Origin of the sequence: Spiroplasma endosymbiont of Sarcophaga carnaria (genome assembly GCF_964019595.1) — a bacterium.
In the GTDB taxonomy this organism is placed as follows: Bacteria; Bacillota_I; Bacilli_A; order Mycoplasmatales; family Mycoplasmataceae; genus Spiroplasma; species Spiroplasma poulsonii.
The window spans coordinates 1,548,218-1,563,475 of record NZ_OZ026456.1 but is presented as its reverse complement, the minus strand read 5'-3'; the positions used below and the strand labels follow the sequence as shown (position 1 = coordinate 1,563,475).

At 28.4% G+C, this 15,258-nt stretch carries 16 protein-coding genes; 1 reads left to right on the top strand and 15 read right to left on the bottom strand.

What is annotated here, in order from left to right; translation table 4 throughout:
• Positions 1–92: 92 nt before the first annotated feature.
• From AACK91_RS08985 to greA, 6 genes are all read right to left on the bottom strand, one after another.
• Positions 93–281: a YitT family protein gene (locus AACK91_RS08985; protein WP_338966012.1), complete on the bottom strand. Its 189-nt coding sequence runs from the start codon at positions 279–281 to the stop codon at positions 93–95.
• A complete protein-coding gene (locus AACK91_RS08980) occupies positions 251–862 on the bottom strand; it encodes a YitT family protein (RefSeq protein ID WP_338966010.1) in 612 nt (203 codons plus the stop codon). The genes AACK91_RS08985 and AACK91_RS08980 overlap by 31 nt, the downstream gene beginning before the upstream one ends.
• Before the next feature lie 106 nt (positions 863–968).
• On the bottom strand, positions 969–2,507 hold the full coding sequence (gene fib / locus AACK91_RS08975; RefSeq protein WP_338966008.1) for a cytoskeletal motor fibril protein Fib: 1,539 nt from the start codon (positions 2,505–2,507) through the stop codon (positions 969–971).
• A 265-nt stretch (positions 2,508–2,772) separates the two neighbouring features.
• The gene (locus AACK91_RS08970; RefSeq protein ID WP_338966006.1) at positions 2,773–2,997 is read right to left on the bottom strand and encodes a hypothetical protein; all 225 of its coding nucleotides are present in this window, start codon (positions 2,995–2,997) and stop codon (positions 2,773–2,775) included.
• A 6-nt stretch (positions 2,998–3,003) separates the two neighbouring features.
• Positions 3,004–3,270 carry a bacteriocin leader domain-containing protein gene (locus AACK91_RS08965; RefSeq protein ID WP_338966003.1) on the bottom strand — a complete coding sequence of 89 codons (267 nt, stop codon included), beginning with the start codon at positions 3,268–3,270 and terminating at the stop codon, positions 3,004–3,006.
• Between the two features lie 86 nt (positions 3,271–3,356).
• Positions 3,357–3,827: a transcription elongation factor GreA gene (gene greA, locus AACK91_RS08960; RefSeq protein ID WP_040093552.1), complete on the bottom strand. Its 471-nt coding sequence runs from the start codon at positions 3,825–3,827 to the stop codon at positions 3,357–3,359.
• Positions 3,828–4,006: 179 nt separating this feature from the next.
• Between greA and AACK91_RS08955 the strand changes: the two genes are divergently transcribed.
• Positions 4,007–4,969: an IS1/IS1595 family N-terminal zinc-binding domain-containing protein gene (locus AACK91_RS08955; protein ID WP_338963247.1), complete on the top strand. Its 963-nt coding sequence runs from the start codon at positions 4,007–4,009 to the stop codon at positions 4,967–4,969.
• Positions 4,970–5,267: 298 nt separating this feature from the next.
• Here the strand turns inward: AACK91_RS08955 and AACK91_RS08950 are convergent, their stop codons facing one another.
• From AACK91_RS08950 to oppC, 9 genes are all read right to left on the bottom strand, one after another.
• Positions 5,268–5,573, bottom strand: coding sequence for an MMB_0454 family protein (locus AACK91_RS08950; RefSeq protein ID WP_338965996.1), 306 nt, complete (start codon positions 5,571–5,573; stop codon positions 5,268–5,270).
• Positions 5,574–5,604: 31 nt separating this feature from the next.
• Positions 5,605–6,162, bottom strand: coding sequence for an elongation factor P (gene efp, locus AACK91_RS08945; protein ID WP_338965995.1), 558 nt, complete (start codon positions 6,160–6,162; stop codon positions 5,605–5,607).
• A gap of 165 nt (positions 6,163–6,327) precedes the next feature.
• The gene (locus AACK91_RS08940) at positions 6,328–6,978 is read right to left on the bottom strand and encodes a hypothetical protein (protein ID WP_338965959.1); all 651 of its coding nucleotides are present in this window, start codon (positions 6,976–6,978) and stop codon (positions 6,328–6,330) included.
• Between the two features lies 1 nt (position 6,979).
• Positions 6,980–9,154 carry an ABC transporter substrate-binding protein gene (locus AACK91_RS08935; protein ID WP_338965993.1) on the bottom strand — a complete coding sequence of 725 codons (2,175 nt, stop codon included), beginning with the start codon at positions 9,152–9,154 and terminating at the stop codon, positions 6,980–6,982.
• Positions 9,155–9,156: 2 nt separating this feature from the next.
• Positions 9,157–11,271, bottom strand: a complete 2,115-nt coding sequence (gene oppF, locus AACK91_RS08930; RefSeq protein WP_338966598.1) for an oligopeptide ABC transporter ATP-binding protein OppF — start codon at positions 11,269–11,271, stop codon at positions 9,157–9,159.
• 107 nt (positions 11,272–11,378) lie between these two features.
• Positions 11,379–12,806: an ABC transporter ATP-binding protein gene (locus AACK91_RS08925; RefSeq protein ID WP_338965992.1), complete on the bottom strand. Its 1,428-nt coding sequence runs from the start codon at positions 12,804–12,806 to the stop codon at positions 11,379–11,381.
• Positions 12,807–12,852: 46 nt separating this feature from the next.
• Positions 12,853–13,815 (bottom strand): IS1/IS1595 family N-terminal zinc-binding domain-containing protein, encoded by a 963-nt coding sequence (locus tag AACK91_RS08920; RefSeq protein WP_338963247.1) that lies wholly within the window; start codon positions 13,813–13,815, stop codon positions 12,853–12,855.
• A 46-nt stretch (positions 13,816–13,861) separates the two neighbouring features.
• A complete protein-coding gene (locus tag AACK91_RS08915; protein WP_338965988.1) occupies positions 13,862–14,233 on the bottom strand; it encodes an ATP-binding cassette domain-containing protein in 372 nt (123 codons plus the stop codon).
• Between the two features lie 26 nt (positions 14,234–14,259).
• Complete coding sequence (oppC, locus tag AACK91_RS08910) at positions 14,260–15,252, bottom strand: oligopeptide ABC transporter permease OppC (protein ID WP_338965952.1); 993 nt, start codon at positions 15,250–15,252, stop codon at positions 14,260–14,262.
• Between the last annotated feature and the right edge of the window lie 6 nt (positions 15,253–15,258).

Genomic DNA, 15,258 nt, shown 5'->3' with positions numbered 1-15,258 from the left:
ACAAATATTTTATTTTTTTGAAAAAAATAGTTGCATTTCTTAAAAAGAGTGTTATTATCAATCTAACAAGAGACAGAATTTGCTGCTTGAATTTACACGATGCCTAAAATAATATAATTAACAATTCGATTATAATTAGCAATTGATGTTTTCTTTTTAACCGAATAATAAGCTAAAACAAAGTCAGTTCCAGCCGTCGAAGCACCACCCTTATAAACTAATCCATAAGCGATTCCGTTTAAAATTCCTGCTACCGCCCCGCCGCAAAGACAAATAATCAAATTTGATACATTCCACCATAATTACTAAAAACATTTAAACTATTATAGTTAGTAATAAAAAATAGTTCTTGGGGATTAATAAGTGGAATATAAGCAAAGGCAAAGTGGAAACCATTTTGTAATGCAATATAAACAATTGTCCGAACTGAAAACCGAATCCCAACTTTAATTACACAAAAAATAAATAGTGGTAAATTAAGAATAAAGAAAAAAACTCAATACATACTTGTTTGAAATGCCAGTTGATCTTGGTGTGGTCAAATTGCAACCGCAACTCCCCTTGCAATCGCTCCAATTCCACTCGGCATAATTCCGTAACTTGTTGTTGCGGCAATAAAGTAATCATAACTAACCATTGCTAGAAATGCCGCAAAAGTAATATACCCATAATCACGAAATAATCGTGATTTAAAATAACTCTTAAATCGTAAATTAAATTCTTTGCGAGAAATTCGTTCACAACTTCTTGTTTTCCGATGCCCTTCTTTATAAGCATCAATTGTTTTACTTTCAACATCCTCTGCGCAAACTCCCGAGGCATTATTATTTTGTGCTACGTGTGTTTCTTCATCATATGTCATACTTTAGATTTCCTTGCCCTTTCTTAAACCTTAATTACAAATAAGTATAACACTATCTTACAAAATAAAAACAACCCTTGGGTTGTTTTTATAATAAAATTAATAATTATTCACTTTTTAAACGAATTGTAACTTTGAATGATCCAACTTTAATTGGGTCATAATCGTTTCTTGTAATATCCACAACTGTATAATCTTTTTGTAATTTTTGGTTTAAGTTTCCAAATTTAACCCCTCTGTTTGCTCCTTTATTTGAAGGAATAAAAACTGGGATTTTACGATAGTCTAAAGCTGGGATTGTCATATAAACAACAATTTGTTGATATGGTGAGTCAACATCTTTTAATGCTTCATTTAAATACTTAATAAATTCATTGCTTACTAATTGTGCACCAAAGTTTTTATCTTCAACAAATTCATGTGATTGGTTGTGTGTGATGTAAAATGAAATTCTAGCATCAACATTTACTAATAAGTATTTTTCTGGTACTGTTGCACCATTATATGTGTATGATGATTTGTCTTGACATTTTTCAGCAATTGCTGCTGCAATTTCATTAGCAACTGTTTCAATTTTATATAATTTTTCATTATTTAAATCATATTTTGCTGATTTATTTCATAATAATTCATCATCATTAACACGAACTTGTTCTAAGAATAATAATTTACGTAATCATTTTTTAGGAGCATTTTTTCATTCATCTTCTCCTAAGATTACTTTACTTGGTCCCTCGTTTTCCTTTGTTTTTGATCTCATTACTTGAATGATATCTAAGGCAACAGGCGTTCTTTCTTGTTTATCAACTAACATTAATGAAGGTCCAAATCCTGATAATACTTTATGAGTATTTGGTTTAAATAATTTAACTCATTGGTCATGTTTGATTTCAAATAATTCATTGATTGAATCTAAATCATCTTGTGATGATTGTGATAAATCAATAATATAATTTGAACTTAATAAGTTAAATAATCTTCTTAATAAGTATTTTAAAGTATTTACTGTTTCATACATTTTAAATTTATGAATTGGATCATTATCTCATGGTGATAATGCATTATTGTAAATAATTTTTAAAGCAATATAATTAATGCTTGATTTTTTAGCAACTTGGGCAATTGCACCAGCTTCAGTATCAATAACATCAATTGTGTGACCATATTTGTCAACCATCTCTTTAAATTGTTTTGAGTTATAAATCAACATATCTGCTGTTCCAGTAACTCCTTCAGTCAATCCTAATTTAAAGTCTTTAACAACTTTCACAAATTCACCATCGAATTGGAATGACTCAGGTTCATTAACAATTTGTCCATATTTAATATCTTTGAAAACTGTTAAGTCTGCATCACGATAAATAAATTTTGTTGAAATTGTTGTATCTCCTGTGTCATGTTTGTCATTTGTTGACAAGGCTAAATCTATGTTCAAGATTGTTTGTAAACCAGGATATTTTTCTAATAAGTAAGTAATAGCCATTGCTGCATTTGCTTTACCATAACCTACTGTTGCAATAATGAAAGTTTTTCCATGGTACTTAACATGTTGGATAACACAGTTTTTTCATCAATATTTTTTTACTGTTTTGATATTGTGCTTATCTTTCATTGTAAAATATGCCGTTGAAATAACACCGATCATTTATTTTCCACCCCTATTTTCTTAATAATTAATTTCCAAAATTGATTATTTTTAGTGCATCTTACTATAACTAATATTTGATTATATGCAAAATACAACTAAAATTATTGTATCGTATTTTTAATAAATTATCAATGGATAATGTTAAAATGTTAAAAATTATTGAAATAATAAAAATTATTTTGTTTTTTATTTTTAAAATAAATAAAAATTATTTTCTATAATTATTATTAAAAACACAATTATTTTTATTTAATGTTTAACATTAAACATAGAGAATTGCATATTCTTGTGATGAATTTTCCCCTGTTGTTTGCTCATTTGGCTTTGTTATTTTGTTTTGATTTGTTTGTCTTGAATGATGCGCAATTTGATAACTATCTAAACTAATTTTAACAATATCAAAAAAACTAGTTAAAGCAAATGCACCAATAAATCAAGCCGCCCCACCCGTAATTTCCTTTTGTTCTTTTATTGTTAATAATTTCATTTTCAGTTAAACAAATAAAATTTGGGAATAATTAGCATGATTTAAATTACTATGTTTATCTGATCAAGTTAAATGTGCCCCATTTGTTGTTTTATAACCACCTTCGGTGCGATTCATTTGTTGCGTTGCGAAATAAGTTGAAAAACCAGTTGAAATTAAATTTGTTAATGAGTTACTACAAGCATTAATAATAGCAGCAATCCCAGTTAAAAAAGCCCCCGACATTTTTCCCCCAGATAGTTGCTTTGTTTGTTCTATTGTTAATTTTGTCACTTTATTTTTCCCCCTTGTTAATTATTTAACCTTTTCTTTTATAAATTCCTTGAAAAAAAAGTAATTATTTAATCACTTTCTATTATTTATTCAACACTTACAATTTTAACTTTATATGGAACTTGAATTCCTTTAATTTCAACTAAATCGCCCATTTTTTGGCCAATAATAGCTTTAGCAATTGGAGATTCATTTGAAATCGTATTTTCAAAGGGATTTGCTTCAACAGCCCCCACAATTTTAATTTCAAAATTTTTGTTAATTAATAAATTAGTAAAAGTAACTTTACTTCCTAATTTAATAATTCCCGTTTTTGATTTTACTTCTTTAATTTCTTTTGCTTTTGTTAACAACGATTCAATTTCTTTAATGCGACCTTCAACTTCCGCTTGGCGATTTCGTGCCGCATCATAATCCGCGTTTTCTGATAAGTCCCCTTGTGCACGGGCTTCTTTTAATTCTTCAATAACTTCTGGTCGAATGACGTTAATTAAATTATCTAATTCCTCTTGTAAATCCTTAATTCCCTCTTTGGTCAATAAAATTTCTTCATTCATTTAATATTCCCGTTCCTCTCCATTTTTAATTACAACAATGATTATTATACCTTAAAAAATAAGATAGTTAATATTTTTTTAACTTTTTTTAGTTTTTATCTTTAATTTTGTCGAAAACTCTTGATATTTATAAAATATACCTAAAATTAGGTATATTTTTAATATATAGAGGTAAATAAATGATGAAAAAAATAATTACAGAATTAATAAATAGCTTAACAGATGATCAATTTTTAGAATTTTATGAAAAAATAAAACAACAAGCAGACTTAATTAAAAAACAAAAACGTTTAAATGAAATTGATCAAAAATTTAGAGATAAAGGCATTATATGTCCTAATTGCAAATCTTTTCATTGTGTTAAAAATGGTCATAATTCCGAAGGAAAACAAAAATATTTATGTAAAAAATGTCGTGCTAGTTTTGATGCATTTCGTCATCATTTTACTTATTGAAGTCATTTAAATTATGAACAGTGAAATTTATTAATTCAAATTTCATTGTTAGGACAATCTAGTAAAATAATTTCTCGTTTTATTAAAACAACCCCAAAAACCGCTTGATATAATCGACAAAAATTAATGCAATCAAAACAATTAGAAAATACACAGTTAAAATTTAAAAAATTAAATGGTCAAATCCAAATGGATGAAACATTTATTAAAGAAATTCATAAAGGCAATTTTAAAGATAAATTTGATAAACGAAAAACTCATCTCGATCCATTTTCAACTGATACCAAATGCTGTATTCAAATGGCAGTTGATAGCAATAATAATATTTTTGTTCAATCCACCAATACCAAAAGATTACAAAAACAATGGATTATTGAAAATATGAATAAGCAACTAATTAAAGAAAAATCAATAATTATTTCTGATATGCAACCACTATATTTATTAGTAGCAAAACAAACAAATTCTACTCTATATTCCACCAAAACTAGTACAAACCCTGATACTAGTTATCAAAAGTTAAATAAGATTAGTAAATTACAATCCAGTCTTAAAGAAGCCTTAATTCATTATCATGGTTTGGGTTTCACTAATATTCAAAATTATTTAAAGCTCTGAAAATGAAAATACCAACACAAAGGTTTAACACCAAACCAACAATCAACGGTATTATATTTTAACGTTTAAAAAATTTAAAGCAAAATCATAATCTTACACAAAATTAGTTTTCAAATTGTCATATTGATGATTTTTTTTATTTCATCAAGAGTTTTCGACAAAATTAAAGTAAATAATTTATCTATAATTATAAAAATCTGAGGTGAAAAAGCAAGCACGAAAAAGAAAAAAACTAGACCTTTTAGGTTCCTGTGAAAAGATTGTTTTACCAATAAAAAAGAAAATCCAAAGATTTTCATAAATAATGCTATTATTTTGTTAATTTGTTATTTTTTTTATTCAGCATTCCATCATTAATTACTTTAGGTTAATGACGATAAGCAATACTAATATTTTTTAGTTTAATTTGTAATGAGTAACTTAGTTCCTTCGTGATTGCTTCATTAATTTCTTCTGTTAACTCAGTTAATTCTTCTTCACGTAAGATCTTTCCACTAATATAAATATGTAAAATTGAATTATCAATCATACGGCATTCAATTTTATCAATAAAATATTGGTGAGTGATATCACGAATTGCATATAAAATAATTTTTTTAATTGTTAATAAACTCACAATAATACTACCACGGTGATTACTATCGATTGTTAACTCAGTAAAATTATTAGCCATTTTCGATCACCCCTTACATTTATTTTATTTTTTATGCACGGCTATAATATTTACCATCACTTGTTGAGACCGTAATTAATTCCCCTTCTTTAATAAATAATGGTACTTGTACTTCTAACCCAGTTTCTAAAACTGCCTTTTTCATCGCGCCAGAACTAGTATCACCTTTAACAGCCGCTTCCGCTGTGGTAATTGTTAAATCAACTTTATCTGGTAAAATGATACCCAAAACTTCACCTTCATATTTTGTTACCGAAGCCATTACTCCTTCTTTAAAAAAGTTTTTTTCTCATGTTAATCTACTTGACGGAACTTCTAATTGTTCATAACTTTGGGTATCCATAAAAATAACATTCGCTCCATCATCATATAAATATTGCATTTCAACCTTATCAATCATTGCTTTTTCAACTTTATCACCGCCAGTAAAAGTAATTGATGTTGTCGCGTTGCTACGAAGATTTTTTACTTTTGCCTTAACGTGAGCTTGCCCCCGCCCCGACTTTGAGTGTTGTGCTTCAACTACAGCATAAATATTACCTTCATATTGAAATGTTAATCCCGGACGGAAATCATTTACACTAATCATTTTCTTCTTCCTTTTCTATCTTATCTTTTTTATGATTATAACCTAATTTTAATAATAAATAAAGACACAAAGAAAAATTGTTAAATTTTTTGCGCTTTTTTGCCTCTTAATGTTTTAAAAAAGAAAAAGGCGCTAATTCTTCTTTTGAACTACACCCCGGTTCTGTTAACTCCAAGTAATAACATTTTTACCAATATAACGTTCTGAATTTTTCGCTGCGATAATTTCAACCTCAGTTGCCGTCTTTTGAATTTCAAAATGACGCGGTGTAAAATAAAAGGTTGGATTTAAAACCGCAAAATATTCCATCATTTCACTAACTGGTAACGTTGCTAAAACCTTTGTTTCATAATTAAACTTAATTGTTGCTAAATCAGCTGGTTGTGTTCGGTACAATGCGATTGCGATAATTTCTGTTGTATCAGCAAAATGAACACTCGTCGCATTTGCCTTAATTTTTACATTAATCAAAGTTGTCTTTTCGCCCCCACCAGGGATTTGCTGTCAAGTTAAATCAGTTCAACTAGTTGGAGTTGTTCCTTGCTGATAATATGTGAACTCCAGTTCATTACTAGCAACTTCACCGCGATATTGATTGGTTTCTAGTGCCTCATAAATTGCATTTTGAAAAATTGGTTCCGTTACAGTGGCAATTGTGTTTTGGTGATCAAAAACAGGAACTAATGCTAATTGGGTTTTAAATAACGCTAAGGAAATTTTACTACGATCACGTGTTGCAAAATTATTACAACTAACAGCTGTTACGGGAGCACTAAATACGGTCAAAGCACTAAACATTGTCAATAGTCTTTTCATTTTAATAATCCTCCCCAAAAGCCGCATAATCAGTTTGAATAATTCCTAATTGTTTTTGATAACGAGCCTCAATAATTTGACGTTCACTAGCAGTTAATAAGTACGGATTTAATTCCATTCCTCAGTGTTTATATTTTGAACTTCCATAACCAACGGTAATTTGTGTTCGAGGGGTAACATATGAAATTCGAATTTGATATGAACCATTGGGAACATAAATTGGAATAAAAATAAAATCAGTATAAATTGAATTAAATTCTGCTTTAGCAAAACCTTTATAACGATTAGTTAATAATTTTGGATCAGTAATATGATCAGCATCATTAACTTGATTAGTATAATTTTTAAAAACATTATAGAAATTTTCAATTGCCGAAGTTTCTTTTAACCGATTTCAATATGGATTATTCAATTTATTTTCAATATCAGCAAAATCAGGAGCACGATTATTTACTAATTTTAAATCACTAAAAATGCGTGATGTTCCTGAATAATATTGTAAATCACCACCAAGGGAAAAGGTATGTAAATAAGTATATGGGTCAGCATAATCTGGTGATCATCCACCAACCAACAGATCTCAATCAGCTTTTTTCGTACGACTAGTATATTCTGTTGCATCAACAGTAATGTCTGGAATAATTTTAATAACATTATTTTCCGCATTAAACGAATCAATCATATTTAATAAGAAGCGATTACTTGTTAATGTTGATGCCCCATTCATTAAAAAGATAATTTCAACATTTGATGAACCTGTGTTTTGTTGTAACCAAGTTCGAATATCATTCAAAATATCTTTATCGTTTTTTAATAAATCTTCATTCAGATACAAGGCATCACTACCATCTTTTAATAACTGACTGCTTGCTTGCACATCATTGTTTCGAAATTTCGCCGCATATTCTACTTCAACATAGTACGGATAATCAACCCCCGCATTATTAATAAAATCACGAGCAGTATAAACATTTCGTAAAAATTTTGATGTTTGTGAATCATCTAATGTTTCTGAATAATATTTTACAAACTTACTACGATCTAAATGAGTTGCTAAGTATTTTCGAATTTTATCATATTGTAGTGCCTTGCTCGCATTTAAACTTTTTTGAGCCAAACTACTGTTACTACTTAAAATATTTGCATTAGCATAATTAAGCATTAGCGTATAAGTGGCTGGATCAGGATTAATAATACTTGAGGCCCCACTAAAAACGGGATTGGCAGGATTAGGCCCAACATATTTCCCCCAACCATTGGTATCAGTTGGTTGAACAACAAAGTCATTAACATCCCCTGATTCAAATAATACTCGTTCCCGCGAAACATCATTGTTTGCTAAATAGGTATAATTCAATTTATCAATATAAGTTAATTTAGAATGACGATAGGCAGCATTTTTTCGTAATAAAACTTGCGAGGTTGAACTATATTTTTCAACTAAATATGCCCCCGAATACCAAATATTTTTATAATTTGTCCCATAATTATAACCTTGTAATACTGCTTTTTCTGGCATTGGTGCAAACGCTAAATAAGTCATTAAGGTATCAAAATACTCTGCTGGCTTTGCTAATTTAATTGTAATTTCATCATCTGCCGCGTTAACACTCATTCCTAATTTTGTTCAAATTGGGTCATTATAATAATCCGGTTGATATTTACCAGCTTGAAAATACTCTCAAATTTCTTGTGCTCCAGCAATAAAAGTTCGTCAAATCCCAGCGGTTGCTGATAAGTTTTTTGGAAATAACACAAACTTAGCTGTGTTAATCATATTACTTGCTTTAATTTGTCGTTGAAAGGTACCTTGATAATTAAATCATTTTGCTGCTGAAGAAATTTTATATTTTCATTCACTTGCATTAGCATTTGGTTGCCCAACATATTTTGATGTTTTATCGGCTTGCACCGCAAGATCACCAAAACTACGATTATATTTATCGGTTGCCACTAATGTTCCAACTAAGTCCGCTAAAATCTTATTATCCTCTCCTTGCATTGTTGTTCCGCTTGATCATGATGTTAACGGATATTTAAACATTGAACGAAAAACATTATCATAATTTAAACGGTTAGCTAATCGCTCTAAACTAATTCCGCACGATACTACCAAGGGCGTCACCGTTGTAATGGTCGTTAAACTTGCAAAAAGCGCTAATTTCTTCTTTAACATCGTTATGCCTCCTTACCTTTTGGACCAGCAATTTTAGTTTGTGCTGCCACAATTTCGCGGGAATTACCAAATAAATAATGTCCCGTTTTAATTTCAGTAAACTCTGGTAAATCAAATAAATAATCTCAATGTTCTTTCTCTGGTTCATAAATAAAATGAACTTTTTCCTTTTCATAATTTGGGTTCGGTAATGGAATTGCTGATAATAATGCCCGCGTATACGGATGCAACGGATTTGCAAATAATTCTTCGGCAGGTGCTAATTCAACAACCTGACCATGATAAATTACAGCAATTCGATCCGCAATGAAGCGCACAACCGACAAATCATGGGCAACAAAAATATAAGTTAAATTATATTTTTGTTGAAATTTTTTTAATAAATTTAAAACTTGCGCACGAATTGAAACATCTAACGCTGAAATTGGTTCATCGGCAATAATAAATTGTGGTTTCATAATTAAAGCGCGGGCAATCCCAATTCGTTGGCGTTGACCACCTGAAAACTCATGTGAATAACGTGATAAATGTTCTGGTAGTAAACCAACTTCTTTTAAAATATTTAGAATTAAAAAATTCTTCACATTATTGTCATTAACAGCCTCCAATGTTAGTTGTTTTTCATTTGTACCTAAATTATTATTATAATAATCTAAATATAATTTTCGGGCTTCATCATTTTTATATAACTCGGGAAAATTATTTAACCCTTCGCCAACAATTTCTGCAACAGAAATACGGTCATTTAGTGACGAAGATGGATCTTGAAAAATCATTTGAATCTTTTTCTTTTGGGCACGATTTTCCCGATGCGTTGGTAATTTAAAAAGCGCCGATTCCTTTACAATTTCATCAATTAATGGTAAATCTAATAAATCTAACAACCGATTTGAATCGTTAATTTCAGCTCTTGAATACTTGTATTCCTTGTGAATTCATAAATAATATAATTTAATTGTTTCTTGGTCGCGAAAAACCCCATGTCTTGCTAAGTAAGATAAGTCTCTTAATATTACTTGTAACTGGTCCTTATCTTTTATCGCCGCTAAAATATCTTTTAATGAATTACTACACTCATCAGCAGATAACGCCGATAATGTTGCTGTAAAATCAGTTGCTGTTAATAAATTACCACTAGCAGTTGGTGAAATTGATGTTTTTAGCAAAGAATTAGCATATTTTTCTTGTAAATTACTAATTGCTTGCGCATTTGCAACTGGCTCTAATTGTAACTTCTTTAACTGTTTAAAATATTCTTTTTCAAAATCTTTTTTAAAGACATTATAACGTTTGTTATAAGCAGAAATATATTTCATTCGTTTTGATATTGGTACAAAAAGAATAAAAGCTTTTCGTTGGTTTTTTGTAATATTTTTAACCTTATCTAATAACTCATTATGAACTGGTAATAATTTTTCTAATTCTGAAAAAGATTGATTATAATATTTTTTTGCTTGCATTAGAACAAAGTTATCTTTTAATTCATTGCGAATTTGTTCTAATTTTAACAAAGTCTTATAAATTCGATGACCCAATAAAATACATCCTTCAATAATGGCAATATTTTCTTGTACCCGCATTGTAATTTCTGCTTCTAACTCTAACGATAAAGTTGGAATTCATTCGTGTAAATTATGAGCAAAACGATAAATCCGTTGGTAATTTTTTAAAATTTCCTTTAATAAAATTAAATTATTTTCATACATTTCTTTTACTAACGCAAAATTATTTTTACTATGATTAAAGTTTAACAAATCAACTTTATTTAAAGCAACATCACTAGTAATTAAATAACGCTCTGTTCCATATGAAAGTAATTCCTTTGTACTAATCACATAGTTTTTATTTTCAAAATAACGATAATAACTAATTTTTAAATTATTAATATAATTACTTAAGTTTTTATTTAGTAACATATTATTATTTTTTAAAAGGCGAAATTGTTCATTAATATGTAAATTAATTTTATATAATTGTGGTGGTTTTCCACGTAGTACCCGACGGTCCATATAAACAGTTCCATCTTTAATTGCTTGCACTCCCGCAATGGCACGACCAATTGTTGTTTTACCACTACCAGATTCTCCCACGATACTAAAAATTTCTCCCCGATAAATATCAAAATTTGCTCTTTTAACCGCATTTACTTTTTTATTTTTTTTGGCGAAATTGAATTAACAAATCGCGAACCATAATAAATTGTTCTTGTTTGTTCTTGTTCATCTTATTCACCTACCTTTGCATCATTTTCAAGTTTTGCCAACTGTCGTAATTGTTTTGGTTTTTCCACTTTTGCTGCACGTGGATCTAATAATCATGTTTTCGCATAATGTGTTTCGGTTACTTTAAACATTGGTGGTTCTAACAAATAATCAATTTTCATTGCATATTTATTTCGAGGAGCAAACGGATCCCCATAAACTTTAGCATATAATGATGGTGGTGAACCAGGAATTGAATAAAGTTCTTCACCTTTTTCACCAAATTGTGGTAACGAAGATAATAATGCTCATGTATATGGATGTTTTGGGTTAAAAAAGATTTCATTAACTGTTCCATATTCAATAATTTGACCAGCATACATTACAGCTACTCGATTCGCAATATTTGCAACAACTCCTAAGTCGTGAGTAATAAAAATAATTGTAAATTTGTATTCTTTTTGCAATTCTTTAATTAAATCTAAAATTTGAGCTTGAATTGTTACATCCAAAGCGGTTGTTGGTTCATCACAAATTAATACTTTTGGTTGACAAGCTAACGCAATTGCAATAACCACCCGTTGGCGCATTCCGCCAGAATACATCCCAGGAATATCATGATAACGTTTTTTTGCCTTTGGAATTCCAACTTTTTCTAATAATTCAATTGCCATTTTTTTTGCTGCTGAACGAGAAAACTTACGATGTTTTCGTAATACTTCTGAAATTTGAAATCCAACGGATAATAATGGATTCAATGATGTCATGGGATCTTGAAAAATTGTTGCAATTGTTTGTCCACGTAGTTTACTAATTTGTTTTGCTGCTTTTAGTTTATTAATAAAACCAAAATTTTTAATTAAATTTCATTCTTCTCACAAATTATTAAAATCACGAACATTTAATGTCTCTTTTTTCAACATTAAAAGATTCATTTTATTAATCCGATAACGAACTCCATCAGTAAAAGTTTTTTTATTAAAATAAGTTGTAATCTTTTTAAATTCTTCAACGGTTGGAACGATTTGTTCATCAAAATATTTTTTTAAAAACAACATATTTTTATTTAATAAATGCTTTTCTGGTCATGTTAAATTTTTTATCTTACTAATTTCATTAGTATAATCAATAATTCGGCTTTGTAATAATTCAATGTTTTTTGCTTTAAGATTATCATCTAATAACATTGCTTCGTTTTTTTCCATTTTTTTAATTAAGGTACTAACTTTTACTAACTTATTATTTAGGCGATTTGAATGCGTAAAACTAATTTGTTTTTTTAATTCTTGTTCTTTTGCCTTTAATTGGGTAATTTCTGCTTTAACTGGTTCTAATTGTAAACTATTAATTATCTTAATTTTTTGTTCTGTTTTTGTAATTAATTTTTTATTATATTTCTTTAATTTTGTCGAAAACTCTTGATGAAATAAAAAAAATCATCAATATGACAATTTGAAAACTAATTTTGTGTAAGATTATGATTTTGCTTTAAATTTTTTAAACGTTAAAATATAATACCGTTGATTGTTGGTTTGGTGTTAAACCTTTGTGTTGGTATTTTCATTTTCAGAGCTTTAAATAATTTTGAATATTAGTGAAACCCAAACCATGATAATGAATTAAGGCTTCTTTAAGACTGGATTGTAATTTACTAATCTTATTTAACTTTTGATAACTAGTATCAGGGTTTGTACTAGTTTTGGTGGAATATAGAGTAGAATTTGTTTGTTTTGCTACTAATAAATATAGTGGTTGCATATCAGAAATAATTATTGATTTTTCTTTAATTAGTTGCTTATTCATATTTTCAATAATCCATTGTTTTTGTAATCTTTTGGTATTGGTGGATTGAACAAAAATATTATTATTGCTATCAACTGCCATTTGAATACAGCATTTGGTATCAGTTGAAAATGGATCGAGATGAGTTTTTCGTTTATCAAATTTATCTTTAAAATTGCCTTTATGAATTTCTTTAATAAATGTTTCATCCATTTGGATTTGACCATTTAATTTTTTAAATTTTAACTGTGTATTTTCTAATTGTTTTGATTGCATTAATTTTTGTCGATTATATCAAGCGGTTTTTGGGGTTGTTTTAATAAAACGAGAAATTATTTTACTAGATTGTCCTAACAATGAAATTTGAATTAATAAATTTCACTGTTCATAATTTAAATGACTTCAATAAGTAAAATGATGACGAAATGCATCAAAACTAGCACGACATTTTTTACATAAATATTTTTGTTTTCCTTCGGAATTATGACCATTTTTAACACAATGAAAAGATTTGCAATTAGGACATATAATGCCTTTATCTCTAAATTTTTGATCAATTTCATTTAAACGTTTTTGTTTTTTAATTAAGTCTGCTTGTTGTTTTATTTTTTCATAAAATTCTAAAAATTGATCATCTGTTAAGCTATTTATTAATTCTGTAATTATTTTTTTCATCATTTATTTACCTCCATATATTAAAAATATACCTAATTTTAGGTATATTTTATAAATATCAAGAGTTTTCGACAAAATTAAAGTTATATTTCATAATACTTTTTCGTAAACTACTATCTAATAAAATTTTATGGAAATCAACTAAGTGCACTGGTTTTTTAAAGTACGCTAGCTCATCCGCTAAAATATTAGTTGATGGTGAATAAACAATTGAGCCATTACTAATTCACCCATTATTTTCTAACATATTTGTAAAAGTTTTTGTCATTATTGACTTTCCGCTCCCTGATTCACCAACAATTGCTAATGTTTCACCATCATAAATATCAAATGAAATATTCCGAATTGCTGTTAAAACATTCGACCTCGTTTTAAACTTTATAACTAATTTTTTAATTGAAATTACAATTTCTTTCCTCATAACACGATATCTCCTTTAATACTTTTTTATTTATAATGGTTTTTTGGATCTAGGGAATCAGCAAATACTTTCCCAAATAGGAAAAATAAAACAGATGTTCCGGCAATGAAACAAACGGGAATAATTAATAAATGTGGAAAATCTTGTCATTTACTTGACGCTAACACTTCATTTAAAATAAATCCTAATGTTGTATTTTCTCGTCCTTGAATAAAGCCAAAATTAAAGTAATTTAAAGTTAAATCAATTGCAATCGCCATTGGCACGGCAAATGATGCAGTTTGAATAATTAATGGCAAAATACGAGGCATAATATTTTTTGTAACAATTTTTGGTCCTGATGTTCCTAACATTTTTGACGCAAGATTGTATTCTGTATTACGAACTAGAATAATTTGAACACGAATAACTTCCGCTAAAGTAATCCAACTCGTCAAGGATACAACAAAGATAATTACAATCATCGATTTCCCTAAAGCAAAGATAATAATTAATCATAAAATTAAAGTTGGTACCAAATTTAAAAATCTAGTAATTTCAATAAATAAAATATCAAATTTTTTATAAAATCCTCAAATTGAACCAATAATAACTCCTAATAAAATTTGAATTACGGCAATAATTAAAGTAAATAATAATGTAGTCCGCATTCCAATCCAAATTTTATCTCAATAATTTTCCCCATTCATTCCTAATCCAAATAAATAAGTTGCATTTGGTGCTAACGGTTGTTGATAATTCGGAATTGGTAAATTAGCTGTTAATGGATTAGCAACTTTTCCAATTGGAACAATTGCGGTTAATAACACAATCGCAACTAATAATAGTAAACAAATAATAAATGTTTTTTTAGCAATTAAAATTCTCCCGACAACTTTTCAATAACTATATGATTTTGTTGAAATTCGTTCATTTTCTTCGATTTGAGGACCAACAATTTCAAATAAACTTAGATCTAAATTATCAACATCATAGTTTTGAAAATCAAATAACTCTTCATCTGTAATTCTTTTCATCATCTTGTT